Origin of the sequence: Ruminococcus sp. BSD2780120874_150323_B10, assembly GCF_015553695.1 — a bacterium.
Lineage (GTDB): Bacteria > Bacillota > Clostridia > Oscillospirales > Acutalibacteraceae > Ruminococcoides > Ruminococcoides intestinale_A.
In genome coordinates this window covers 24195-48682 of the sequence record NZ_JADNHD010000014.1, presented here as the reverse complement: position 1 = coordinate 48682, position 24488 = coordinate 24195, and the positions used below count along the sequence as shown (strand labels likewise).

General features: G+C 38.1%; 27 protein-coding genes. 14 read left to right on the top strand and 13 right to left on the bottom strand.

All coding sequences use genetic code 11. From position 1 onward, the window contains the following. Positions 1-38: 38 nt before the first annotated feature. Positions 39-407, bottom strand: coding sequence for a transposase (locus tag I2E21_RS09555; protein ID WP_195411186.1), 369 nt, complete (start codon positions 405-407; stop codon positions 39-41). 188 nt (positions 408-595) lie between these two features. After that, positions 596-2005: an amidophosphoribosyltransferase gene (locus I2E21_RS09550; protein WP_195411185.1), complete on the bottom strand. Its 1410-nt coding sequence runs from the start codon at positions 2003-2005 to the stop codon at positions 596-598. 306 nt (positions 2006-2311) lie between these two features. Here I2E21_RS09550 and I2E21_RS09545 point away from each other — a divergent pair, with 306 nt between their 5' ends. From I2E21_RS09545 to I2E21_RS09535, 3 genes are all read left to right on the top strand, one after another. Further along, positions 2312-3211, top strand: coding sequence for a LysR family transcriptional regulator (locus I2E21_RS09545; protein WP_195411184.1), 900 nt, complete (start codon positions 2312-2314; stop codon positions 3209-3211). A 22-nt stretch (positions 3212-3233) separates the two neighbouring features. Then, positions 3234-4127 carry a YitT family protein gene (locus tag I2E21_RS09540; protein WP_195411183.1) on the top strand — a complete coding sequence of 298 codons (894 nt, stop codon included), beginning with the start codon at positions 3234-3236 and terminating at the stop codon, positions 4125-4127. Between the two features lie 126 nt (positions 4128-4253). Continuing rightward, a complete protein-coding gene (locus I2E21_RS09535; protein WP_195411182.1) occupies positions 4254-5366 on the top strand; it encodes a 5-methyltetrahydropteroyltriglutamate--homocysteine S-methyltransferase in 1113 nt (370 codons plus the stop codon). A gap of 505 nt (positions 5367-5871) precedes the next feature. On the opposite strand, the gene I2E21_RS09530 is transcribed toward I2E21_RS09535, so the two are convergent. The 3 genes from I2E21_RS09530 to I2E21_RS09520 are packed head-to-tail and all read right to left on the bottom strand — an operon-like array spanning position 5872 to position 9325. Further along, entirely contained in the window at positions 5872-6375 is a 504-nt protein-coding gene (locus tag I2E21_RS09530; protein ID WP_195411181.1) for a phosphatase PAP2 family protein, read from the bottom strand. Between the two features lie 37 nt (positions 6376-6412). Next, complete coding sequence (gene asnB / locus I2E21_RS09525; RefSeq protein WP_195411180.1) at positions 6413-8245, bottom strand: asparagine synthase (glutamine-hydrolyzing); 1833 nt, start codon at positions 8243-8245, stop codon at positions 6413-6415. 12 nt (positions 8246-8257) lie between these two features. Next, positions 8258-9325: a hypothetical protein gene (locus tag I2E21_RS09520; RefSeq protein ID WP_195411179.1), complete on the bottom strand. Its 1068-nt coding sequence runs from the start codon at positions 9323-9325 to the stop codon at positions 8258-8260. A gap of 75 nt (positions 9326-9400) precedes the next feature. On the opposite strand from I2E21_RS09520, the gene I2E21_RS09515 reads away from it, so the two are divergent. The 6 genes from I2E21_RS09515 to I2E21_RS09490 all read left to right on the top strand — a co-directional run bounded on the left by I2E21_RS09515 (position 9401) and on the right by I2E21_RS09490 (position 16977). Beyond that, positions 9401-9673 carry a YabP/YqfC family sporulation protein gene (locus I2E21_RS09515; RefSeq protein WP_022233991.1) on the top strand — a complete coding sequence of 91 codons (273 nt, stop codon included), beginning with the start codon at positions 9401-9403 and terminating at the stop codon, positions 9671-9673. A 14-nt stretch (positions 9674-9687) separates the two neighbouring features. Beyond that, entirely contained in the window at positions 9688-10866 is a 1179-nt protein-coding gene (locus I2E21_RS09510) for a sporulation protein YqfD (protein ID WP_195411178.1), read from the top strand. Positions 10867-10914: 48 nt separating this feature from the next. After that, a complete protein-coding gene (locus tag I2E21_RS09505; protein WP_022233989.1) occupies positions 10915-11688 on the top strand; it encodes a TIGR00282 family metallophosphoesterase in 774 nt (257 codons plus the stop codon). 117 nt (positions 11689-11805) lie between these two features. Then, on the top strand, positions 11806-13449 hold the full coding sequence (locus I2E21_RS09500; protein WP_022233988.1) for a DAK2 domain-containing protein: 1644 nt from the start codon (positions 11806-11808) through the stop codon (positions 13447-13449). Between the two features lie 104 nt (positions 13450-13553). Further along, positions 13554-15599, top strand: a complete 2046-nt coding sequence (gene recG, locus I2E21_RS09495) for an ATP-dependent DNA helicase RecG (RefSeq protein ID WP_195411177.1) — start codon at positions 13554-13556, stop codon at positions 15597-15599. A gap of 25 nt (positions 15600-15624) precedes the next feature. Next, the gene (locus I2E21_RS09490) at positions 15625-16977 is read left to right on the top strand and encodes a D-alanyl-D-alanine carboxypeptidase family protein (RefSeq protein ID WP_186934483.1); all 1353 of its coding nucleotides are present in this window, start codon (positions 15625-15627) and stop codon (positions 16975-16977) included. A gap of 47 nt (positions 16978-17024) precedes the next feature. Here the strand turns inward: I2E21_RS09490 and I2E21_RS09485 are convergent, their stop codons facing one another. Further along, a complete protein-coding gene (locus I2E21_RS09485; protein WP_195411176.1) occupies positions 17025-17453 on the bottom strand; it encodes a hypothetical protein in 429 nt (142 codons plus the stop codon). A 95-nt stretch (positions 17454-17548) separates the two neighbouring features. On the opposite strand from I2E21_RS09485, the gene I2E21_RS09480 reads away from it, so the two are divergent. Further along, positions 17549-18337, top strand: a complete 789-nt coding sequence (locus tag I2E21_RS09480; RefSeq protein WP_195411175.1) for an alpha/beta hydrolase-fold protein — start codon at positions 17549-17551, stop codon at positions 18335-18337. A 109-nt stretch (positions 18338-18446) separates the two neighbouring features. Here the strand turns inward: I2E21_RS09480 and I2E21_RS09475 are convergent, their stop codons facing one another. After that, the gene (locus tag I2E21_RS09475) at positions 18447-19016 is read right to left on the bottom strand and encodes a phosphate propanoyltransferase (protein ID WP_195411174.1); all 570 of its coding nucleotides are present in this window, start codon (positions 19014-19016) and stop codon (positions 18447-18449) included. Between the two features lie 159 nt (positions 19017-19175). Here I2E21_RS09475 and I2E21_RS09470 point away from each other — a divergent pair, with 159 nt between their 5' ends. Genes I2E21_RS09470 through I2E21_RS09455 form a run of 4 tightly spaced genes read left to right on the top strand, consistent with a single transcriptional unit; the run spans position 19176 to position 21396 of the window. Continuing rightward, positions 19176-19748 carry a uracil-DNA glycosylase gene (locus I2E21_RS09470; protein ID WP_022233982.1) on the top strand — a complete coding sequence of 191 codons (573 nt, stop codon included), beginning with the start codon at positions 19176-19178 and terminating at the stop codon, positions 19746-19748. Between the two features lies 1 nt (position 19749). Next, positions 19750-20277: a nitroreductase gene (locus tag I2E21_RS09465; RefSeq protein ID WP_195411173.1), complete on the top strand. Its 528-nt coding sequence runs from the start codon at positions 19750-19752 to the stop codon at positions 20275-20277. A 12-nt stretch (positions 20278-20289) separates the two neighbouring features. Then, complete coding sequence (locus tag I2E21_RS09460; RefSeq protein WP_195411172.1) at positions 20290-20838, top strand: Maf family protein; 549 nt, start codon at positions 20290-20292, stop codon at positions 20836-20838. 6 nt (positions 20839-20844) lie between these two features. Then, positions 20845-21396 carry a GNAT family N-acetyltransferase gene (locus tag I2E21_RS09455; protein ID WP_195411171.1) on the top strand — a complete coding sequence of 184 codons (552 nt, stop codon included), beginning with the start codon at positions 20845-20847 and terminating at the stop codon, positions 21394-21396. Positions 21397-21533: 137 nt separating this feature from the next. Here the strand turns inward: I2E21_RS09455 and I2E21_RS09450 are convergent, their stop codons facing one another. From I2E21_RS09450 to I2E21_RS09425, 6 genes are all read right to left on the bottom strand, one after another. Further along, the gene (locus tag I2E21_RS09450) at positions 21534-21836 is read right to left on the bottom strand and encodes a hypothetical protein (RefSeq protein WP_022233977.1); all 303 of its coding nucleotides are present in this window, start codon (positions 21834-21836) and stop codon (positions 21534-21536) included. Positions 21837-21852: 16 nt separating this feature from the next. Next, positions 21853-22098: an IreB family regulatory phosphoprotein gene (locus tag I2E21_RS09445; RefSeq protein ID WP_022233976.1), complete on the bottom strand. Its 246-nt coding sequence runs from the start codon at positions 22096-22098 to the stop codon at positions 21853-21855. A 182-nt stretch (positions 22099-22280) separates the two neighbouring features. Then, complete coding sequence (locus tag I2E21_RS09440; RefSeq protein ID WP_022233975.1) at positions 22281-22628, bottom strand: type II toxin-antitoxin system PemK/MazF family toxin; 348 nt, start codon at positions 22626-22628, stop codon at positions 22281-22283. A gap of 119 nt (positions 22629-22747) precedes the next feature. Then, a complete protein-coding gene (locus I2E21_RS09435; protein WP_022233974.1) occupies positions 22748-23254 on the bottom strand; it encodes a hypothetical protein in 507 nt (168 codons plus the stop codon). Positions 23255-23367: 113 nt separating this feature from the next. Continuing rightward, positions 23368-23580 carry an Lrp/AsnC family transcriptional regulator gene (locus I2E21_RS09430; RefSeq protein WP_195411170.1) on the bottom strand — a complete coding sequence of 71 codons (213 nt, stop codon included), beginning with the start codon at positions 23578-23580 and terminating at the stop codon, positions 23368-23370. Positions 23581-23757: 177 nt separating this feature from the next. Beyond that, positions 23758-24483 carry a hypothetical protein gene (locus tag I2E21_RS09425; RefSeq protein ID WP_195411169.1) on the bottom strand — a complete coding sequence of 242 codons (726 nt, stop codon included), beginning with the start codon at positions 24481-24483 and terminating at the stop codon, positions 23758-23760. Between the last annotated feature and the right edge of the window lie 5 nt (positions 24484-24488).

Here is a 24488-nt window from a genome sequence, read left to right as displayed (position 1 = left end):
AGAAGAAGTCGTCGTCACGGTAACCGTAGCCGATTCGTTTAGCGACCTTGATCTTGTTGTTGAAACCTGCGAGCTTCATCCAGACGAACAGCGCCGAGAACATCTCTGCCAAATTGCGACTGCATATGAAACCGATCATATACAATCCGTGCTTTGGGCAAATGCTTTGTTACAAGCTTGTTGTAAGATGCGTTCATGTCCATCGCTACCACGATGACTGCCGATAAGGAGTCGGAGGGCACATCTTCAAAGAACTTTTCAAAATCCTTCATCGCTCTGCCCTCTCCGACCCATAAGATATCTCCCTGCTCCAGATCCATCACGCAGGTTGCGTAACTATGTCCTTTATGGATTGCAAATTCATCAACAGCAAGTATCCTCGGCTTGTAGCCTTCCTCTCTTAACATTTTTTCGTGATGAGGGAATTATTTAAAATTTATTCTAAAATTTCAAAAACTCGAAATCCGGTCAATCTGAATTTCGAGTTTTTCTACAGGCTGAACTGCATTCCTACCTTTAGGTTAGAATGCAGTCGTTTTTTATTTGGGCTGTTTTTTTACAGCTCACTTTTTTTACAGCTCACTTTTGATTATTTTTATTCTTCACCGTTCCAGCAATAAGTACAGAGTTTACATTTATCTATACCGCAGGAATCAAGCATATCGTCAAGGCGGTTAAAGCGAAGTGAAGTAAACTTGAGTTCCTTACAAATCTCGTCAACCATCTTTTCATATTTTTCGGAATCCGGATTTGTGTATTCCTTTAAAACTTCATCGGTAATATTGCCGTTTTCAAGTCTTTCGATAACTCGTCTTGTAATAAGATCCATCTCAGAAGATGAGCGTGAGAAATTGAGATACTTACATCCGTAAACAAGAGGAGGACAAGCAGGTCTGATATGAACTTCCTTTGCACCGCTTTCAAAGAGATACTCTGTGGTTTCTCTAAGCTGAGTACCACGCACGATTGAATCGTCAATTAAAAGCAGGCTCTTATCTCTGATTAAATCTTCAACTGCAAGCAATTTCATCTTGGCAATAAGATTACGCTGGCTCTGAATTGTCGGCATAAATGATCGTGGCCATGTAGGAGTGTATTTAATAAACGGTCTTGAGAACGGAATACCGGAAGCATTTGCATAACCTACTGCGTGTGCAATACCCGAATCCGGCACACCTGCAACAACATCAGGCTTTACATTATCTCTCTTTGCCATTTTTGCACCGCAGAGGTAACGCATCTGCTCAACGCTCATTCCCTCGTATGAGCTTGCAGGGTAGCCGTAGTAAACCCAAAGGAATGTGCATATTTTCATATCATTTCCGGGCTGTTTTAAGGTAACGCAGTTTTTATCTGTAATAACAACAATCTCACCAGGGCCAAGCTCTTTGTAATTGCTGTAACCGAGGTTTTTATATGAAAAGCTCTCAAAAGCGGCACAGAAAGCGTCCTCTTTCTTGCCGATAGCAATAGGAGTTCTGCCGTACTTATCTCTTGCGCAGTAAATGCCGTTTGGATTCATAAGCAAAAGTGAAAGTGAGCCGTCTACCTTTTCGAGTGCGTAATTAATACCGTCAATAAGATTTTCTTTCTGATTTATAAGTGTTGCAACAAGTTCTGTAGGGTTGATTTCACCGCCGCTCATTTCAAGAAAATGAGAATTGCCGTTTGAGAAAATCTCCTGAACGAGCTCGTCTGTATTGTTAATTTTACTTACGGTTGTGATAGCGTATGTACCGTGATGTGAACGCACCATAAGCGGCTGCGGCTCATAATCGGAAATACAACCGATGCCAAGTCTGCCTTTCATACTCTGCATATCTTTATCAAACTTAGTTCTGAAAGGTGCATTTTCAATATTATGAATAGATCTGTCAAACCCCTTTTCGTCATCGTAAACTACCATACCGCCTCTTCTTGTGCCGAGGTGTGAGTGATAGTCAATACCAAAATACAAATCAAAAACGCAGTCCTCTTTGGCTGCTACTCCCATATATCCGCCCATATCTTTTCTCCTTTTTAATTCTGTCTGCCATATGCAAACTAATATAACAGTAATATTAATTATATTATTATTTCTTGCTGTTGTCTATACAAAAATAAAATAAAATGTCATAATTAAGGTAATATTATCATAACTGATTTTTAACATATATACTTTTTTGCTTATTTGTTTATTATATATAATATTTCACGCAAAGAATCACAATTATTTTTAAATAAGAGATTTACACAATTTATATTTTATGTTATAATATAGTAAATTCCTATCAAAACAGTAAACATTAATTTTAAATAAAGGAATATTAATATGACTCTGCAACAACTGAGATATGTTATCACGGTTGCTCAAAAAGGTACAATAAGCGAGGCGGCAAAGGAACTTTTTATTTCACAGCCGAGCCTGACCAATGCAATCCGTGAACTTGAAAAAGAAATGAACATTACAATATTTAACAGAACCAACAAAGGCGTTGCTGTTTCTACCGAGGGTGAACAATTTTTAGGCTATGCAAGACAGGTGCTTGAACAGGCTAACCTGCTTGAAAGTGCATATAAAACCTCGGTAAGGGATAAGCAGCGCTTTTCTGTTTCCACTCAACATTATGCATTCGTTGTAAATGCGTTTGTAGATTTAATTAAAGAGTTGCCTCAAAACGAGTATGACTTCTCAATCAGAGAAACTCAAACTTACGAGATAATTGACGATGTAGCTACAATGAAAAGCGAAATCGGAATTATTTATTTAAACGCTTTTAACGAAGCGGCTCTTACGAAAATCATTAAATCAAAAGGTTTGTGCTTTAATGAGCTTTTTGTAGCAAAGCCTCATATTTTTGTAACGGCGGAACATCCGCTTGCAAATAAAGAATCCGTTACTATGGAAGAGCTTGCAGACTACCCTTATCTTTCTTTTGAACAGGGCAATCATAACTCTTTTTATTATTCGGAAGAAATTTTCAGCACTGTAGAACGCAAAAAAAATATTCGTGTAACAGACCGAGCCACACTTTTCAATTTATTGATAGGTCTTAACGGTTATACGGTTTGCAGCGGAGTAATTGACAGCGGTCTTAACGGTTCGAATATTATTTCAATCCCATTAATCAAGGAAGGAGATATGCGTATAGGATATATCAGTCATAAAAAATTAGTTTTAAGTCCGCTTTGCAAAAAATTCTTAAATCACTTGAACAAATACATTAAGTGATATTTAATACAAGGAGGCATAAATGAAAAATTTTATCAGTGCATTTAAAGAATTAAAAATAGTAAATTTCCTGTTCTTAACGCTTGCAGGCATTATAAATGCTTTTGGCGTAGTTGTGTTTCTTGCTCCGGTAAAACTTTACGACAGCGGAATTTCAGGTACATCAATGCTTATTTCGCAAGAAACTCCTGCATGGTGCAGTTTATCACTTATACTTATTTTACTTAACATTCCTCTGTTTCTGCTCGGTCTTAAACGAGAGGGACTAAAGTTTACCGTATATGCAATTTACACGGTATTCATTTACTCTTTGGTTGCATGGATAATAACTGATATTTTACCGATAGATGTCAGCTTTATATCTCCCCTTGCGGGCAATGACCTGTTCTTATGCGCAATATTCGGCGGTGTAATTTCAGGCTGCGGCAGCGGTCTTGCAATGCGCTTTGGCGGCGCTATGGACGGAATAGATATTCTCGCCGTAATGTTTGCAAAAAAACTTCACTTAAGCATAGGCACATTCATTATGATTTACAATGTAATTCTCTATATCATTTGCGGCATAGTAATAGGCAGTTGGATATTGCCGCTCTATTCCATAGTAACTTATGCCGTGGCTGTTAAAATGATAGATTTCTTTGTAGAGGGTTTTGACCGTGCAAAAGGCGCTTTTATTATTACAACCAAGTCAGATGCTGTTTGTGAGAAACTTTCGCAAACATTTGAAAACGGTATTACTATGATAGACGCCAAGGGTTACTATTCAGGTTCAAAAAAGACAATGATTTACTTTGTAATAAACCGTTTTCAAGTTGATAAAATGAAAAGACTTGTACACGATATTGACCCGAAAGCCTATATCTCCATAAATGAAATAGCCGATGTTTATTCGGCAAATTCCGACGATAAAAACTAATATTTTTATTAACGACAGGTGCAGTCGGTTATAGTTGAAAACTATAGCCAACTGCACTTTTTATGTATTTTACAAATATTGATTTTCGCCTTATACTTTTAACAAATGAACAAGGAGGTAATATTTATGAGTAAAAATAATGTACCATTCAGATTTGACTATGTAGGAAGTTTTTTAAGACCGGATTATCTAAAAAAAGCCAGAGCAGATTTTGAAAAAAGAAATATAACAAAAGAAGAACTTACAGAAGTTGAAAACAAAGCCATTACAGACCTTGTAAAAAAGCAGAAAGAATTAGGATACAAGGTTATAACAGACGGTGAATTTCGCAGAGCAACATGGCATCTCGACTTTATGTGGGGATTTAACGGTGTTGCACACAAAAAGACAGAAAAGGGCGTAGCATTCCACGGCGAACCTGCGTTGATTGACGATACATGGCTTACAGGTAAAATCTCGGCTGACAACCACCCGTTTGTTGAGCACTACAAATTTATAAAAACTTTTGAAGACGAAAACACTGTTGCCAAGCAGACAATTCCTGCACCTGCTCAGTTTTTCCAGCAGATGATTATTCCTGCAAATATTGAAACAACAAGAAAATTCTATGCAACCGATGACGAGCTTATTACTGACATTGCAAACGGTTATAAAAAGGTTATTAACGATTTATATAACGCAGGTTGCAGAAACATTCAGTTTGACGATTGCACCTGGGGTGTACTCGTTGCCGAGGGCAGTGTAATTCGTTACGGCAAAGAAAACAACCTTGAAGATATTAAAGAAAAGCTCTTAAAAGTAAATAATCTTGCAATTGAGGGCAAGCCTGAAGATTTGGTTATTACAACACACATTTGCAGAGGTAACTATCATTCCGCATATTTCTCAAGCGGTGCATATGACTCAGTTGCAGAGCCACTGTTCGGCAGAGAAAATGTTGACGCTTATTACCTTGAATTTGACGATGAGCGTTCAGGTGGTTTTGAGCCTTTAAAATATGTAAGCGGCAATAAAAAGGTTGTGCTCGGTCTTATTACAACAAAGTCGCCAAAGCTTGAGGATAAGCAGACAGTAATCGAAAGAATACACGAGGCAAGTAAGTACATTCCGCTTGACAGACTTTACCTAAGTCCGCAGTGTGGCTTTGCGTCATGCGAAATCGGCAACAAACTCACCGAAGAACAGCAGTGGGCTAAACTCGCACTTGTAAAGGAAATTGCAGAAGAAGTTTGGAAGTAAATTCTTTATCAAAAGTTGGGGTAAATTATGGTTTAGCAAATTGATTTGCCAATTAATTATAAAAGTTTGGTCGACCTTTTCAAAGGTCGTGGGTGTGGGCAAAGCCCACAAATACTTTCCGCTTACGAAATCTAACGATAGTCAAACAGCTCGCTGTTTGGCGGCTTGAACACAACGGCGTTAGCCTTTAAAAGTGCGATAGCAACAAGGAAGCCATTCGATATACAATGAAAAGTTAATCATTTCTTTTATAAAAGGCTGTCGCCTGTTTTAACAAACTTAGTTTGCGCCTGATAAATTGTTGTATCGGAAGATTTTATGGGCGCTGCCCAAACCCGCAATTTTTGAAAAAATTGAGTAAACTTTTTTTGTTTTTGGGAGGATAATTCAGCGTTAGCTAAATTTCAATCCCCTACCGACACTCCGCTAAACCATAATTTAAAATAATAGACTTATAATAAAAGCAGTTGTAATCTTATTTGGATTGCAACTGCTTTTCTGTTATTTAAATTATAAAAAATGAAAAATAGCCATAAAGAAGTGAGATTGCCATACCTGCTATGACATCGCTTATAAAATGCACCCCGGCAAGGACTCTTGAAATCATAATCAAAGTGCTGATTATAAGATAAGCAATTCCGAGCGGAATACTTACATACATAAATGCCATTGCAATTATAAAGGCGCAGGCGGTGTGACGGCTCGGCATACTTTCGCCTTTCTTGTTTTTACCGAATACAGATGTAGTAGCAAATTTTTCGTACGGTCGAGGTCTGTTAAATATTTTTCTGAAAAAAGTAACTATTGCAAATACTGTAAGCGGTGACAGCGTAATTCTTGCAAAAATTTTAATATCGGAAAAAAACATAAAAACAATAAGAATGCCATACGATACAAACATTATAAGCGGGAGAAAGTTATAGCATAATTTTAATACGGTATTGCAAGTCTTATTTCTTTTAAAGAAACCAACAATGCTTTTATATGTTTCCGTACTTATAACAATCACCCCGTTTGAACATTCTTACGCTATTTTAACACAAGATTTAAACTATTTCAACATTATATTTTTCAAACCAATAATCAAGTTCAATAATATACGCAAGTATTTGCGGTGCTTGCATAAGCTGACCGTACCAAGGTGTTGTTATACTGTCGGGATTTTCGATTATATTCATTATACCTTCTTTGCTTAGCATTTCGGTAAGTGGATTTTTCTTTTGCAGAATATTTATAACTCGCTCTTTACAGATGTCAAAATATATCGGGTTGTGGGTTTTAGGGTAAGGACTTTTCTTTCGCCAACAAATTTCTTCGGGCAAAATATCCTCAAAGGCTTTTCGCACAATTCCTTTTTCACGGTTATTATATGCTTTGATTTTCCAAGGCATATTGTATGCATATTCCGCAAGTCTGTAGTCGCAGAACGGTACACGCACCTCAAGTCCGTTATACATTGAACAGCGGTCTTTTCGTTCAAGCAAACATTGCATAAACCAGTAAAAATTAAGATAAAACATCTCTCTCATTCGTGCGTCTGCTTTTGAATCTGTTTTCAGTTTTGGGGCAAGGTTAATTGTATCAAGATATTTTTGCCGCACATATTCTGCACCCTTTGGCAAAACTCCGTCTTTTAATATTGAGGAGCGGACATCCTGACTTTTTGACCATGGAAAATTATCTTCAAATAAAATTTCTTTGTTGTGGTACCACGGATAACCGCCGAAAAGTTCATCAGCACATTCACCCGACAACGCAACGGTATAATCTTTTTTGATTTCGCCACAGAACAAAAGTAACGAGGAGTCAACATCTACATAACCGGGCAAATCTCTTGCTATTACACTGTCATAAAGTGCGTCGGCAACCGCCTTGTTATCAAGTATAATTTCCCTGTGCCGACTGTCAGCATTGCGTGACATAAGTGAAATATATTCAAAATCGGCATTTGGCTGAAACAGACTTTTCTTAAAATATTTTTCATTGTCACGATATTCAACCGAATAAGTGTTGATTTTGCCGAGCTTATTTTCCTTATAATATTGCGAGGCGGTTTTTACAATTATGCTGCTGTCAAGTCCGCCCGACAGGAAAAAGCAGAGCGGCATATCGCTGACAAGCTGCCGGTTTATAGCGTCGGTAAGCAAAAAGCGTGTTTTTTCAACAGTTTCTTCAATGCTGTCCGTGTGTTCTTTCGCTTGAATTGTAAAGTAACTTTTTTTAGTCAGTTTTTGATTTTTATAAAGTGCCGATTCACCCGGTTTTAATTCTTTAATTCCCTTAAAAACGCCGCATGACGGAGTACGGGCAGGACCTAAGAAGAAAATTTCATATAGACCTGTTTCGTCAATCTGCGGTTTTACAATTTTACTTGCGAGCAGAGCCTTTATTTCTGACGCAAACAAAATTCCTCCGTCGTATTCATAATAAAACAACGGTTTTACTCCGATTTTATCTCGGCAAAGGAAAATACTGTTTTCGCTTACATCATATATCGCAAAAGCAAAAATGCCGTTGAGCATATCGGCGCATTTCTCTTTGTATTTCATATATGATTTAAGCACAACTTCGGTATCACTGTGCCCTCTGAAATGATAGCCGCTTGCTTTTAAATCTTCTCTTAATTCATCGGTGTTGTAAAGCTCTCCGTTATAGACGATTATATATGTTTTTCCTCTGTGTCGTGCCGCCATAGGCTGTTTGCCGTTTTCTTTGTCAATAACAATAAGCCGTCTGTGCAGCAGAGCACAACCTTTATTAATGTAAAGCCCGTTTTCGTCAGGACCTCTCTTGATAAGAGTTTGTGACATTTTATATAGAACAGGAATCTGTTTACTCATATCAATTTCGTTGTCAAACCAACCTGCAATACCACACATAAGTAACCTCCGTTAATTGTTTCTGTAATTTTTAAGTAAAAATAAAAAGCAAATCATCAGCGCCGTAAGTGCAATTCCCGAAAATGCCGTGCCTCCGTAAACGGAACTGCCTGAAACCGTACCTACGGAAAATACGCTTTTGGTATCGTAAAATATCAGCATACCGATATAGGTGAAAAGTGCGGTTAATATTCCTTGAATAATTCTGTAACAGAAAAATATCAATTTATTAATCTTAAGATTGCCAAGCACTGAAAAAATTTGAAAGTGTACGCATATTCCGCCAAATCCCGCCACAAACGCAACTGCCCATACAGGTAATTTGGAAGAAGCCGTTTTAACACCCGTGCACACTTCAAATATTGACAGCACGGCGGTTTTTACAAATCCGTCATCAAGCACTGTCGAAAGAATACCTGCGACGGCGGAAAAAGCTATAACAAACGAGCATATTGAAAACATACCTTTTGATGCATCGTACACCGCTTCCACAAGAGATTTTGTAAAGCTTAGCCTGATTTTATTGCTTCCTTTGGCAGTTACGAAAATTTTCCCTCTGTTTATTATTTTATTCGCAATGCCTGTAATGAGTACCGACAAAATTTGTGAGCAGAGCATTATTATGCCGATTTTTTTATCGTTGTAAATTGACATTCCTATAAAGCTTACTAAAAAACCCGGACCCGCACACACCATAAACATACTTGCTCTTTTACATTCTTCTGTTCCTGCATTTCCGCTTTTGTAAAGTTCGTTACAGCTTTTTGCACCGATAGGATAACCTCCCGTAACCGAAAGCAGTAATATGGGTGCAAAGCATGGACTTAGACCGAATACCGATTTCATAATTTTGCCGAAAGGTTTGCCTAAAAAATCGGAAATACCGCTTTTTACCGTAAACGATGACACTGCCATAAACGGAAACAGAGAGGGGATAAGCACATTTATGCACATTTCAATTCCAGAAAACGCTCCGTCTGCACATTCTTTTGAAAAAATTAAAAGCATTATGCATACAATAACTATTGCAAGCGAAAGCAGTGCGGCTGTAAATTTGTGAAAATTTGCCTTAATAAACATAGCAATCACCATTAATATATATGTAACACTCTGCATAAAAATAATAATAAAGCTATGAAACGGGAGAGATATATTTTGCAGAGAAAAAACGATAAGCCGAAAAACGAATCGGCAAGTTCGCTTACGCTTGATTTAAATTCAGGTTTGCCGACACTGGATATGCTTGGCAACAGGCGAATAACAATCGAGGGTTCGACAGGCGTGTTGAGGTATGAAAGCGAAAATATAAAGATTAACACAAACAAAATGGTTGTTTCCGTATGCGGCAGAGGACTTACGGTAAAGTGCATTTCTGCAGTTGATGTTGTAATTGAGGGATTTATAACGGGAATTGATTTTATTACATAAAGCGGGGCGTTAATATGCTGTTAAAGCTTATAAGATGGAGCAAGGGCTATGTCGATTTTTCTGCAAGCGGAAAATTTCCCGAACGATTTATTAATCTTACCACCCGTAACGGAATTAATGTATGGAATTTAAAGCCCACAGAAAAAGGCTTGACCGCTACAATGCAGGTGTATGATTACAAAAATATACGCAGTATAGCTTATAAATCAAAACTGAAAATGCGTGTTACAGGCAGACACGGACTTCCTTTTTATGTACAACGCTATAGGCAGAGAGTGGGACTTTTGATTGGAGCAATAATCGGAATTGTTTTGATTGCGGTCTTGTCAAAATTTATATGGTATATTGACGCACCGCCTACAAAGAGTTTGAGTACCTCACAAATTCTTTCCGCTCTTGAGGAGGATAATGTAAAAGTAGGTTCGTATATAAATTCTATAGATACCGAAAATACCGAGCGCAGACTGATTTTGAAAAACGAGCAGATTGGCTGGATAAGTCTTAATATTACGGGCAGTACGATGAGTGTTAATATTGAAGAAAAAGCTCCGAAACCCGATACTCCGGACTTTAAAACTCCTTGTAACATAAAAGCAAATAATGACGGAGTAATAACAAGTATAAAGACATCAAGAGGGGAAACAAAGGTAATGAAAGGCAGCGGAGTTGTAAAAGGAGATCTGCTTGTAAGCGGTATAGTGGAAACAAAGCAGGAAACAATAGAATATGTGCACGCAAGTGCCGAGATAATGGCGGATGTAATATATAAAAAAGAATATACATTGCCCAAAAGCTATGATTATTATTCGATAACCGATAACCGAACCGACAGATATATGTGCGGCTTTTTAAATTTTAAATTTCCCTGTTCAATAAGTTTTTTGTCTTATGATGACAGTGTGTTCGTAAAAAATAAAGAGAAATTGTGTTTTAACAATACAAATATACCGATAGAGTTTACGACGCAGAGTGAAATTGAAGTTAGTAAAAGCTGTGTAAATATAGATAAAGCCGTTCTTGATAAAAAATTACTTGCACAGTCAATGCTTTATGAAGTGTTTGAAAAGCAAGATAGTACGCTTGTAAGCAGGAAAATCAATATAAAAAAGAGCAATAATAATTTTAATGCTGAAATCAGCTATATTTTTAACGAAAATATAGCACAAACATCAGAATTAAGTGTGACAGATTAAAATATATGTGGTATAATTAAACTTATCAGATTATTATAGGGTGATATTATGCGGATTTTATGTATAGGTGATGTCGTAGGCAGTATAGGCTGTCGCTTTTTGCGTGATAAGTTGCCGACTTTGAAGAAAGTAAAAGGAATAGACTTTGTGCTTTGCAACGGAGAAAACTCGGCAGACGGCAACGGAATTACACCGTCATCTGCAAATTATCTTCTCGACAGCGGTGTAAATGTTATTACTCTCGGCAACCATTCTTTCAGGCGTAAAGAGGCTTATGACTTTATTGACGAAAATCCGTTTATAGTTCGTCCCGCAAATTTTCCTGACGGAACTACTCCGGGTATGGGAATTGTAAATGTTGATACAGGCAGAAAGATAATTACCGTAATCAATATAATGGGTAATACCTTTATGGACAACAACCTTGATTGTGCGTTTGATTGTGCCGAAAATATGCTTAAGAAAGCGGAGAGCAATATTATTATAGTTGACTTTCATGCTGAGGCTACGGGCGAAAAAAGAGCTATGGGATATTTCCTTGACGGTAAGGTATCTGCAATGTTTGGTACACATACTCATGTGCAGACTTCTGACGCACAGGTTTTGCCTAACGGCAGCGGATATATAACCGATGTAGGTATGACAGGAACAATTCATTCGGTTTTGGGTGTAAAAAGCGAAATAATTATCAATAAATTCAAAACCAAGCTGCCTGCAAGATTTGACCTTGCGGACGGTGAATGTAAAATGGAATGTGTGCTTTTCGATATTGATGACAAAACAGGCAAAACATTGACCGCAGAGTCATTCAGAATTGAATAAGGTAACCAAAATTTTAAATTTGCTATATTTTTGCGAATTTCACTTGCAAAATTTCGTTCTAAAATATATAATAACTATGTCTATGAATTTAATTGTATGATAAAGGATGTGTTCGCAATGTTTAACGGCGAAATCTTAAAGAATGCGATAATTTCTGGTGCAAACAATATAAGCTCACAGAAAAATCAGATTAATGATCTTAATATTTTTCCTGTTCCCGACGGTGATACAGGTACAAATATGTCTATGACTATAATGGCTGCCGCAAAAGCTCTTGCCGATTATGACGGTGACGATGCAGGCGAGGTAGCACAGATTACAGCTTCCGCTATGTTAAGAGGAGCAAGAGGTAACTCGGGTGTTATTACATCTCTTATTTTCCGTGGCTTTGCACAGGGACTTAAGGGTATGAAAGAAGTAAACGGCAAAAGCCTTGCCGCAGCTCTCGGTATCGGTGTTGACGCAGCGTATAAGGCTGTAATGAAACCTACAGAGGGCACAATCCTTACAGTAGCCCGTATGGCTTATGAAGAGGGTGTAGAGGCTTCAAGAATAAACTCCGACAGCCTTTATGTATGGCAGTGCATTTGCAATAAGGCAAACGAGGCACTTGCAATTACTCCGGAACTCTTACCTGTTCTTAAAAAGGCAGGAGTTGTTGACGCAGGCGGTAAGGGCCTTTGTGTAATCTTTGAGGGTATGCTTTCCTACCTTAAGGACGGTGTAATGATTGAGTACACCGAGGCAAAAAAAGAGGCTACTGTTGATAATTTTGAAAGTGCGGCTGCTGAATTTGACGATGATATTCAGTTCACTTACTGCACAGAGTTTATTATAGGCAGAAATATAGAGGACGCTCCCGACCCGGACGAGCTTAGATCTTATCTTCAGACTATCGGCGACTGCGTTGTAGTAGTTAATGACGAAGAGATTATTAAAGTTCATGTTCATACCGAACAGCCGGGTAAGGCTCTTACGAAAGCTCTTTTGTTCGGTCAGCTTTTGACAGTAAAAGTTGAAAATATGAAAGAACAGCACAAAAATGCCAAGGCTGCCGCTAAACCTAAGAAAGAAACCTTTGAACCGGCAGAACCTGTTGAAGATTTCGGCTTTGTTGCGGTTGCGGCAGGCGAGGGACTTAAAAACCTCTTCAAGGATTTAGGTTGTGCCAATGTTGTTTCCGGCGGTCAGAGTATGAACCCGAGCACAGACGATATTTACGCAGCGGTAATGGCTACACCGGCTAAAAATGTATTGGTGTTCCCAAATAATAAAAATATCATTCTTGCTGCCGAGCAGACTATACCTATGGTTAAGGACAGAAATGTTGTTATTGTTCCTACAAGAACAATTCCGCAGGGTATGACAGCACTTCTTAATTTCGATTCGGAGATTTCCCCCGAAAGCAACGCTCAGCTTATGATGGATGCCGCAACAGGTGTAGGCACAGGTCTTGTTACATTTGCAGCAAGAAACAGTGAGTTTGGCGGTAAGAAGATTAAAGAGGGCGACATAATTGCTCTTGAAAACGGTAAGCTTACCATTACAGAGAAAAATCCTGTAAAGGCAGTTGTAAAGCTTGCCAAGAATATGGTAACCCGTGATACTTCGTTTATCACACTTATTTACGGTAATGACATCAGCGAAGAAGATGCAAAGACAGCATTCAACGAGCTTTCGGATAAGTTCGGTTCACGCACAGATGTTACTCTCGTAAAGGGTGATCAGCCGGTTTATTACTTTATCCTCAGTGTAGAATAATTTTGTAAGCATTGTCTTGCTTGCCCTGTGGCTGAGTATAAAAGTAGAAAGTTATTTGATTAAAAGGGGCGTGCATTCACGCCCTTTTGTTTTTCGGTGGAATTATGGCTTCTCTGTATAAAATTTCAATTGATAAATTAAACGGAATAGGCAAAAAAAGAGCCGAGCTTTTTAATAAGCTGGGCATTTACAGCATAGGAGATTTGCTTAGTTTTTATCCGAAAGGATACGAGGATTGGAGTTCAACCGTTAAAATCGAAAGCTTGCAAGACGGTATGAATGTATGTATCAAAGCGGTGCTCGGAGCACAGATAAAAGACGGAGTCTTGCCCGGAGGACGAATTATATCCAAAGGTATGGTGTATGATGACACGGGTACACTGCAGCTTGTCTTTTTTAATAACCGATACATAAGCGCTATGATTCACGCAGGTGAAGAATATTATTTTTACGGCAGAGTTACAGGCGGAATAGGCGGTTGGCAAATGATTTCTCCGACTTTTTCACCTGTCGGCGAGGGCTCAAAAATTCACCCGATATATAAGCAGACAGCAGGTCTTAATTCAAAGATAATTGCAAATGCGGTAAAGCAGGCTCTGTCGTATTTGCCTGAAAAGGTAAACGACCCGTTGCCCGAAAGCGTACGAAGCACATTTGCTCTGTGTGATTTGAAATATGCAATACAGAATATACATTTTCCAAATAATTCAGAGTCGCTTGCGTCGGCAAGAAAAAGGCTTGTTACAGAGGAACTCCTTGTGCTTAATCTCGGTATGCGTTCACTCAAAGAACACAGTCGAGGTGAAAGCGGAGTTGATATTACTAAAAGTTATTTTGATGAATTTAAAGAACTTTTACCTTTTACAATGACGAATGCACAAAGTCGGGTTGTAGGCGAATGTATATCTGACCTGACAAAAGGTACAAAACCGATGAACAGACTTGTTCAGGGTGATGTAGGTTCCGGAAAAACGGCTGTTGCAGCCGCCGTTTGTCATACTGTAATACGCAACGGATTTCAGGCGGCTTTTATGGCTCCCACCGATATTCTTGCAAGACAGCATTATAAAACCTTTACCGAACTTTTTAAAGGTACCGATATAAAAACAGCTTTGCTTACGGGTTCAATGAAAGAGTCCGAGAAAAAAGCTGTAAGAGCGGAACTTGAAAACGGCGACATCTCTTTTGTAGTCGGCACTCATGCACTGATAACCGAAAAAACCAATTTTTACAATCTCGGAATAGCTGTAACGGATGAACAGCACCGTTTCGGAGTATCACAGAGGGCAAAACTTTTATCAAAAGGCAGTAATCCGCATTTGCTTGTTATGAGCGCAACCCCTATTCCGAGAACTCTCGGACTTGTTATTTTCGGCGATCTTGACATTTCGATAATCGACGAACTTCCGCCGTCAAGAAAACCTGTTAAAACCTATGCAATAAGCACGCTTAAGCGTAAAAACTGCTATGGATTTATAAAAAATGAAATAGCACAGGGCAGGCAGGCATACATAGTTTGCCCGCTTGTCGAAGAGGGTGAACTTGAAAATGTAGCCTCGGCGGAGGAATATGCGGCGGAGCTTATGCTGAATGATTTTTCCGATATTTCAGTCGGTATTGTTCACGGACATATGAAACCTGCCGAAAAGGACGAGGTTATGAAAAAATTTGCGGATAACGAAATTTCTTTGCTTGTTGCAACGACTGTAATTGAGGTAGGCGTAGATGTTCCGAACGCTACCGTTATGACAATAGAAAATGCTGAGAGATTCGGTCTTTCTCAACTTCACCAGCTAAGGGGAAGAGTAGGTCGAGGTAAGTATGATTCTTATTGCTTTTTAATAAGCAATAACAGAAATCCCGAAACTATGCAAAGACTGAAGGTTATGTGCAGTACGAATGACGGCTTTAAAATTGCCGACGAAGATTTAAAATTGAGAGGTCCCGGCGACTTTTTCGGAGAGCGACAGCACGGTCTGCCGCAAATGGCGATTGCCGATTTTGCAGATACCAAAAGTTTGGAGCTTTCGCAAAAAATGGCTGATTTTATTATATTTAATTATAAAAATCTTTATCATGATGATTTAAGATTGTTGAGGGCAGAGGTTGACCGACTTTTCTCTTCAAACGGTCATAATTGTCTGAATTAATATATTATTAGGAGTAATCGAGTTTATGAAAAGGAAATTTATCAGGGTATTGTCAGTGCTTTGCACGCTTGTTGTGCTTGCCTGTGTATTTGCACCAACAGCAGGAGCTGCTTCGTTTACAAACAGCGTTGCAACAAAATCGGAGTCAATCTTACTTGTAAATACGGATACAGGTCAGACTGTTTATGAAAAAGAGGCTGATACCAAGCGCTATCCGGCATCTACCACAAAGATTATGACTTACATAGTTGTTATTGAAAATGTGGACGATATTGAAAATACAAGGGTAACTATCAAAAAAGATGTTCTTGACAAGCTAAAGGGTACGGGAAGTTCTGTTGCCAACCTTGAGGCTCATATCGGAAAAACAATGTCTGTTAAAGATTTACTTTACAGTATGATGGTTCCATCCGGCAACGACGCCGCAATGACTCTTGCCGATTATGTAGGCGGCGGAAGTATTGACAAATTTGTTGATATGATGAACGATAAGGCAAAAGAGCTTGGCTTAAAGAATACACACTTTAAAAACCCCGACGGCTTGCACGATGAAGACCACTACACAACAGCAAGAGATATGTATACTATGGCTTCATATGCATTAAAACTCCCTTATTTTGAAGAAATTACAAATACAACCGAGTATTATTGTGAGGGCGATGACGAACCGCTTACCACAACAAACTACCTTATCGACCAGTGGCGTGGCGGAGATTATTACTATATGTACGCAAAGGGTATAAAGACAGGTACTACAGACCAGGCGGGCAGATGTCTTGTTACATCCGCATCGGCAGACGGATATTCGTACTTGCTTGTACTTTTAAAAGCTCCTTATAAAGAGGGTGTTGAGGAAGAGTATTATACCTTTACAGATGCCGCCGACCTTTTTCGCTGGGCGCTTACAAGTCTTGAACTTAATACCGTAGCATCAACAAAAACTCCTATTTGTGAGCAAAAAGTTAAACTTTCGTGGGGTAAAGATTCTGTTCTCCTCGTTCCCGAAAAGAACTTCAGTGCTATTGTTCCATCGGACTATGAGGAAAAATGGATTACCATAGAAACCAATGTTCCGGACGAAGTTGACGCACCGCTTGATACAAATACGGTTGTAGGCACAGCTACTATTTATTACCAGGACGATAAAATGACTGAAAAACAGGAACTTGCTACAGTTAATCTTGTGCCGAGTGAAAAGGTAGAACTCAGCGGATTCCTTTATGTAATGAATGTAATCGGCACAATTATGAAATCTTATTGGTTCTTGGTAGCAGTCGGAGTTATTGTAATAATTCTTGTAATTTACTATATTACCTCTAAAATCAACCGCAAAAAAGCCAAAGCAGCCAAAAAGGTAAAGCATTACCGCAATCTTTAATTTTTAAACTAAGCCACCGCAAAGCTAAGCGGTGGCTTTTGTAATGCCTATAAATAAGATTTAAGCTCTCCTATGTTTTCTTCTTCGGTATCCAGCATCTTTTTGGCGAGCATCGTTATATGCGGGTCACTGCCGTCGTATTCACGCATATGTCTTGCCATTTTGTTTACGCCCATTGTGTTGCCTTTAATCATCATTTCCGCAATGTGCGAGGCTGATGAATCACGCTTTAAATCACGGTTTGCGGCATAGCTTGTCATTGCCTTTGTCATCGGACTGACATGGTGTACATCCGCACCTCGCCTTTTAAGCATTGTATTTGCACAATGGTATAACTTGCTGTATTTTATAAGCTGTTCGCAAAGTACACCGTCAACTTTGTTGTCCTTTAATTGCTTGCGAACAGCAGAAATACCGTTGCAGCCCATCTCGGCATTTTGCAGAACATAATTAAGCATTTCGTTATCGTTAATCACAAAAATCACCTCTGAAAATATTATTATTCAACATTTGGAAAATATACATCTTGCAAGAGGCTTTGATTTGTGGTTTAATATAAATGGTGATATTAATGGTTAATTCAGAATTAAAAACTTTTACACTTCCATTTCCGAACGAAAGAGGAGAGCGTAAAATTTGGGTATATATTCCAAGTCATAGCGAAGATGAAAAATTACCTGTAATTTATATGACTGACGGACAAAATCTGTTTGACGAAGAAAGTACGGAATACGGAAGTTGGAATGTTATTTCTGCTGTTGAAAATGAGCAGAATAACACAGGACTTTCAGCCGTTATAGTCGGAATTGACAACGGCAATATATATCGTGACAGTGAGCTTACTCCGAAATGCATAGGTGAAATTCAGCACAGAGATTATTTTAATGATATTTTCTCTCCCGAGGGCGAGGTGTTTGACAGCTTTCTTACGGATACTGTTATCCCTTATATCGAAAATAATTTTCCTGCAAAGAAAAATAAAGAAAGCGTTTCGGTATGCGGAAGTTCATCGGGCGGTTTGCAGGCTTTCTTTGAGGGAATGGAGCACAGCGACAAGTTTGGATTTGTAGGAGCATTGTCGCCTGCATTTGCAGTTTATACGGAAGACGATTGGAGAGCATATTTGCTTTCAAAAGTGAACGATGATATGCCGTATATTTATATGTATTGCGGAAATGCAGACCCACTTGAAGAAATCTTGATGCAGAGCACGGAAATGATGTACGACCTTTTACCGGAAGTCGGTTATCCGTACGATATGTTCAACGAAGTTTTGCTTTTTGAAAATGCACATAATGAAAAAGCATGGAGAGAAATTTTCCCTGATTTTCTGCACACATTTCTTGATAAAGCAAGGTAAAAAAGCTGTGGAAATCTTGAGAATTTATATCGGTAAGTTTAAATAAGCGATAAAAGCAACAAAAAACGCTCTGCCTTTAAGACAGAGCGTAAATGCCGATATGTAACTATTAAAGAATAACCTCGCCGTCAACAGTACCGCTAAGACCTGCTGCGTTTGATTCATCGGTATCAATGTGCATTGCAGGAGCATAGCTTGGGCTTACTCTTACAACAACATCACCGAATGTTGTTGCTCTGCCTGTGCTTTCGCCAACCTTAACAGAAACAATCTGCTTATCGGTTACGCCAAATTCAGCGGCAGCTTCCGGAGTAAGGTGAATGTGTCTTTTAGCAGCGATTACACCGCACTCAATTTCACACTCGCCAACAGGGCCAACGAGCTTGCAGCCCGGTGTGCCTGCAATATCGCCTGACTCACGAACAGGAGCAGCAATACCGAGTTTTCTTGCATCTGTAAGAGCAACCTCAACCTGTGTAGCGCTTCTTTCAGGGCCAAGAATTGACATCATCATTTCACCCTTAGGGCCAACAACCTTAACCTTTTCCGCACAGGCAAACTGACCGGGCTGAGAAAGATCTTTCTTTTTAGTGAGAGTTGCGTCTGCACCGAAAAGTGTTGCGAAAACTTCCTTTGTCACATGGATGTGACGAGCAGAGGTTTCTACCATAATTTTCATATTTTTTACCACCAATCATAAATAAATACAGCCAATGGCTTTGAATATATTTTACTACTAAATTATTTAAATTTCAACACATTTACGCTAATGTATTTAATTTTCGGACATATTTTAGTTTGGAAATTTTAATTTCTAAAAATAAGGAATGATAAGAAAATGTATAGAACATGGGAAGAATTATACAGCGAGTGCAAAGCGTGCCAAAAGTGTGAACTTTGCAAAACACGCACAAATGTAGTTGTGGGCGTGGGAAATCCGAATGCCGATATTATGTTTATAGGCGAGGGCCCGGGAGAGAACGAGGACTTACAAGGTGAACCTTTTGTGGGCAGAGCAGGCAAACTGCTTGACAAGATGCTTGCTGCGGTTGACCTCGACAGAAACGAGAATATTTACATTGCAAATATTGTAAAATGCAGACCGCCGCAAAATCGTGATCCTAAACCCGAGGAACAGGAAATGTGCATTGGTTGGCTGCGCTCACAGGTAAAACTGATTAACCCTAAAATAATAGTTTGTCTTGGAAGAATTGCAGCGGCAAAACTTATTAAGCCTGACATAAAGATTACCAAAGAACACGGAATGTGGTTTAAAAAAGGTAATTTTGAAATGATGGCTATGCTGCATCCTGCCGCTGTTTTAAGAGATCCACGCAAAAAGCCCGAGGCTTTTGACGATTTTTTAAAATTGCGTGACAGACTTGAAGAATTAAATAAAGGAGACGTTTAAAATGAATGAAACAGTAAACCTGATGATTACAAGAAGAAGCGTAAGAAAATTTAAATCTGATATGATTCCAAAAGAAATTATAGATGAAATCATTACAGCCGGTACATATGCGGCATCAGGCAGAAACAGTCAGTCACCTATCATTATTGCCGTTACAAATAAAGAATTAAGAGATAAAATTTCAAAAATTAATGCGGAGATTATGGGTAAACCCGACGGTTTTGACCCGTTCTACAATGCGCCCGTAATGCTCATAGTTCTTGCGGATAAAAGTGTACCTACTTATCTTTATGACGGTTCGCTTGTAATGGGCAATCTTATGCTTGCCGCTCACGGACTCGGTATAGGCAGTTGTTGGATTCACCGTGCCAAAGAATTTTTTGAAAGGGAAGAGGGCAAAGATTTGCTCAAATCGCTTGGCATAGAGGGCGATTATGAGGGTATCGGCAACTGTGCGCTCGGTTATGTTGACGGTAATTATCCCACAGAGCTTCCACGCAAAGAAAACAGAGTTTTTTATGTAGATTAAGAGGTAAGTTCTATGATTATTCTTGCATCGGCATCTCCCCGCAGACAGGAGCTTTTAAAGCTGATTACCGAAAATTTTATTGTGATACCGTCCGATATAGACGAAGGAGTGCCAAATAATATTGAAATCGAAAAAAGTCCCGAATACCTTGCTGTGAAAAAGGCAAAGCATATATATGAAAACGGACATAGAAATGATGTTGTAATCGGTTGTGATACAGGAGTTTTTATTGACGGTAAAATGCTTGGCAAACCTAAAAACAAAGAGGATGCAAAGCAAATGCTGACTGAACTTTCGGGCAGAAAGCACAAGGTAATTACAGGCTGTTGTATTTGCGGCAACAGTAAAGTAAACAGCTTTTCACAAGTTACGGAGGTTGAGTTTTACGAACTTACCGAAGAAGAAATCGAAAGCTATATTGCCACAGGAGAGCCGATGGACAAGGCAGGCTCATACGGAATACAGGGCAAAGGCTCATTGCTTGTGAAAGGCATTGTCGGCGATTATTTTAATGTGGTAGGTTTGCCTGTTGCAAGGCTCAATAAAGAATTAAACGGATAGGATAAAATGAATATTGAATTTAAAAGAGTAACAAAAAAACTTCCCGAATATAAGCAAATCAAACAGCTGTATTTTTCGGCTTTTCCGTCTGAAGAAAGAGCACCGTTTTATTTGATGATAAAACGAACCAAAAGAGAAAATGTCGATTTTCTTGCAATTTATTGTGAGAAAAAATGGGTCGGAATGATTTATATAATTAATTATCTTGACCTTTCGTATGTTTTCTACTTTGCTCTTGATGACAGTCAAAGAGGGCAAGGAATAGGCTCTGCCGTGCTCCGAGAGATTCATAAACTTTACAGTGGCAGAAGATTTTTTCTTGCACTTGAACAGCTTGACAAAAATGCGGAAAATTATGCTCAACGCCTTAGCAGAAGCAGATTTTATCTGAAAAACGGACTTAAAAAGCTCAAAATTTCCATTAAAGAGGGAAATGTGGTGTATGATTCTATGGGCTTTGGCGGCGAGGTTAAACCTGACGAATATATGGCAATGATGAAAAATTACACAGGCTTTTTCTTTTCAATGCTCTATAAGGTTGAAATGTTTGAGAACTGATATAAATTATGGTTTAGTGCACAGTTTAGCCAAGCAATCAGTTAAACCATAAATTACTCCAACTTTTGATAAAGATTTCTTACAAAAAGCAAAAAAGCTATCACAAATCGATGTGATAGCTTTTTCAGCGTTAATATTCAGTTGTTGGCAAGTGCTCTTTCGAGCCAGATGTCAGCAATATCCATTGCAACAAAAAGTCCGTGCTTTTCGCTTGATTTTACAAGCTTCTTTCTTGGTGAAAGGTCAGGGTCAGTAGCAAGTAACTGAACAGTAACTTTATCCGCAACCTGAAGTCCGTTTACCTCGTTTTTGCTTTTTACCTGAAGTCTGATAACATATGGTTCAGACATATTGCCGTAATAAATCTCATCGCCACACCTTACGAGCGGTCTGCCCTTATAGGTGGAAAATTCCTGAGCTGTTTTTTTAGCTTCTGCCACGAAGCATCAGTCCTTTCTAAACATTAAGGTAAGATTTTACGAGTGCTTCAAGTAAGTCGTCACGGTCAATTTTACTGATAATGTTGCGTGCGTTGTTGTAAGTTGTTATATATGTGGGATCCTCACTAAGAATATAGCCTACTATTTGGTTTATTGGGTTATAGCCCTTTTGTCTGAGAGCGTCATAAACGATGGTAAGACTTCTTTTAATAGCATCGTCCCGTTCCTCACCAAGTGAGAAAATCATAGTCTTATCCAACATACCGAAACACCTCCTGTAAATTATTCTTTTTATATTATATACTAAATCAGTTAATTTTTCAAGCCCATTTTCGTGAATTTTATGTGAATTGTTTAAATTTGCTATTTTATTGGTTTTTATAAATCAAAAAGCCTCCCAATTCAGGAAGGCTGTAGATTGTGCCACAAATATGTAGCACATAATCAGACATTAAGTCCGAAAGAAATAGAAATTGCGTCATTTATTTCGCTCATATAGTTTTGGTCAACCGAGCCCATTTTTTCTTTGAGTCGTTTTTTATCTATGGTGCGGACTTGTTCAAGCAAAACAACGCTGTCTTTGGCAAGTCCCGAAGAATCTGCATTGAGCGGAATGTGTGTGGGCAGATTTGCCTTTGACTGCTGACTTGTGATGGCCGCCGCTATAACGGTAGGACTGAATCGGTTTCCCACATCGTTCTGAACTATAAGTACGGGTCTTATTCCGCCTTGTTCAGAGCCTATCACCGGACTTAAATCTGCATAAAAAATATCCCCTCGTTTGATATTCAAGACTTTCACGCTCCAAATAATTAGATTACTGATATTTTTCCCTTTCCAAAAGTTTTTATACAGCTACTATATAATATTTTTGGGCGTAAAAATTGTGAAGGCTTTTAGTTTGCATTTTATTAACCAAGCTCGTATTGATTGCTGAAATCAATACGAAAATTTTTAGAATTTATTTGCGCAGATAATATATATCCGTTTTTATCTACGGAATATGTGCATTTGCCCTTTGAAGTTTCCAGTATATATGTATCGGATTCATTGTTTTTTTGATAAAGAATTTCTCTCCCGTCACAAATCTCTGTTGCAACACAATGTATAAGTTGCAAAAGATTGTCATTTGGCAAATATGCCTCGTCTGCAGTACTTGTTAAGTCATCTATTTCAATGGATATTTCACCTCCGTCATTGCCGATTTTTAACCCGTCAACAGTTTGCGGTTTGTTAAAAACAAGTTCGGTTTGACCGTCATTTGCCGTTATACTTCCTCCTGCCGAAAAATCTCCTTTGCTTGCCGTAAAATCGGCATTAAAATTTGTAATTATACTTTTTTTAACTTCATTACTTTGGCAAGCAGAAAAAATTATTGCCATTAAGAAGAATAATACAAAAAGCCTTAGTTTTTTCATATTACGCCACACTCCTGTCTTTGCTTAATTATATGTAAAAAACAAGGCAAAAATTATTTATACAAAAAATAAATGGCAACATAAATAACTTTAATTATCTATGCTGCCAATATTTAATTTGCTTTTGAATTGTCAATTAAAACAATCCATTTACCGTTTCTTTTTCCGCTTTCACGCTTTATAAAGCCTTTTTCCTGTAAAAGTACGGTTTTCCTTTTTATAGAGCGTTCTGATTTTCCTACCTTAACGGCTAAATCCTTTTGAGTGATTTGCGGATTTTCTTTTAACGCTTTTATGATTACTAAATCTTCAAGAGATAATTCCAAAGTGCCATTTTCTTTTCCAAAAGTGTCATTTTGGCACTTTGAAAATTTTTATTATAGTCGATGTGTAAATACCTGTTTTTTAAATCATGGTTTGCGTTTAATAAGAGATTATATTTTGATTCTAAATCAATATATGCGATTTGTGTAAAGGCACGCAGTTGCAAGTCATTATACATTTCATTTCACCTCTGTTATATACTCAAATTCATGTAAACTTGGTGTACTTTCTCCTTTGCTTACACACAAAGTAAAAGTTTTATAAGGATTATAACGCTTTATTAATGTATCTCCGTAAGAAGGATAAGTATCAAATTTTTGTGAGCATTGTCTATAATTTTCAATATCAAAGAAATAACCGTTTATTACAAGTTTAAAACTATAACTCTTACTAATATTTTCAAATATCGTAACCAATTGTTCTTTACTTATATTATCATCACAGTAGATTGCCTTTACATACATACCGCTAACATTGTGCTTTTTAACAAACTCTTCAATTGATAAATTTGTATTGATTTCAGGCTTAATATCCGTAACTATTTCAACATCAACCGCACAGTCTATGTTATATTTATTAAAACTCTCTACAATATCATTTTGAACTTTATATGTCATAATATTGCTCACATAATCATCTGTTACATTGCCGTCATTATCTATTACAGCTGTAAACATCAGTTTAGGGGTATCTTTCGGATGCACATAAAGTGTTGCGGAATTAGTATCTATTCTGTTTCCTATGTATTCAGCCTCAAACTCCTCGTTGTATTTTTCATTCAGCCTTTCGCATACTGTATTTGCCGTAGTCTTGTTGAAAGTGCCGAGCATTGAGCAAGCACCCATTGATAAAGAAAATCCTAATGTTAAAGTTAAAACAACTGCCTTTCCTATAAATTTTATCATTTTAT

Coding starts and splice junctions, on each gene's coding strand:
- I2E21_RS09555 (WP_195411186.1), bottom strand. CDS start 407: ATGTTAAGAGAGGAAGGCTACAAGCCGAGGATACTTGCTGTTGATGAA.
- I2E21_RS09550 (WP_195411185.1), bottom strand. CDS start 2,005: ATGGGCGGATATATGGGAGTAGCAGCCAAAGAGGACTGCGTTTTTGAT.
- I2E21_RS09545 (WP_195411184.1), top strand. CDS start 2,312: ATGACTCTGCAACAACTGAGATATGTTATCACGGTTGCTCAAAAAGGT.
- I2E21_RS09540 (WP_195411183.1), top strand. CDS start 3,234: ATGAAAAATTTTATCAGTGCATTTAAAGAATTAAAAATAGTAAATTTC.
- I2E21_RS09535 (WP_195411182.1), top strand. CDS start 4,254: ATGAGTAAAAATAATGTACCATTCAGATTTGACTATGTAGGAAGTTTT.
- asnB (WP_195411180.1), bottom strand. CDS start 8,245: ATGTGTGGTATTGCAGGTTGGTTTGACAACGAAATTGATATGAGTAAA.
- I2E21_RS09520 (WP_195411179.1), bottom strand. CDS start 9,325: ATGTTTATTAAGGCAAATTTTCACAAATTTACAGCCGCACTGCTTTCG.
- I2E21_RS09510 (WP_195411178.1), top strand. CDS start 9,688: ATGCTGTTAAAGCTTATAAGATGGAGCAAGGGCTATGTCGATTTTTCT.
- I2E21_RS09505 (WP_022233989.1), top strand. CDS start 10,915: ATGCGGATTTTATGTATAGGTGATGTCGTAGGCAGTATAGGCTGTCGC.
- I2E21_RS09500 (WP_022233988.1), top strand. CDS start 11,806: ATGTTTAACGGCGAAATCTTAAAGAATGCGATAATTTCTGGTGCAAAC.
- recG (WP_195411177.1), top strand. CDS start 13,554: ATGGCTTCTCTGTATAAAATTTCAATTGATAAATTAAACGGAATAGGC.
- I2E21_RS09490 (WP_186934483.1), top strand. CDS start 15,625: ATGAAAAGGAAATTTATCAGGGTATTGTCAGTGCTTTGCACGCTTGTT.
- I2E21_RS09480 (WP_195411175.1), top strand. CDS start 17,549: ATGGTTAATTCAGAATTAAAAACTTTTACACTTCCATTTCCGAACGAA.
- I2E21_RS09475 (WP_195411174.1), bottom strand. CDS start 19,016: ATGAAAATTATGGTAGAAACCTCTGCTCGTCACATCCATGTGACAAAG.
- I2E21_RS09470 (WP_022233982.1), top strand. CDS start 19,176: ATGTATAGAACATGGGAAGAATTATACAGCGAGTGCAAAGCGTGCCAA.
- I2E21_RS09465 (WP_195411173.1), top strand. CDS start 19,750: ATGAATGAAACAGTAAACCTGATGATTACAAGAAGAAGCGTAAGAAAA.
- I2E21_RS09460 (WP_195411172.1), top strand. CDS start 20,290: ATGATTATTCTTGCATCGGCATCTCCCCGCAGACAGGAGCTTTTAAAG.
- I2E21_RS09455 (WP_195411171.1), top strand. CDS start 20,845: ATGAATATTGAATTTAAAAGAGTAACAAAAAAACTTCCCGAATATAAG.
- I2E21_RS09445 (WP_022233976.1), bottom strand. CDS start 22,098: ATGTTGGATAAGACTATGATTTTCTCACTTGGTGAGGAACGGGACGAT.
- I2E21_RS09435 (WP_022233974.1), bottom strand. CDS start 23,254: ATGAAAAAACTAAGGCTTTTTGTATTATTCTTCTTAATGGCAATAATT.
- I2E21_RS09425 (WP_195411169.1), bottom strand. CDS start 24,483: ATGATAAAATTTATAGGAAAGGCAGTTGTTTTAACTTTAACATTAGGA.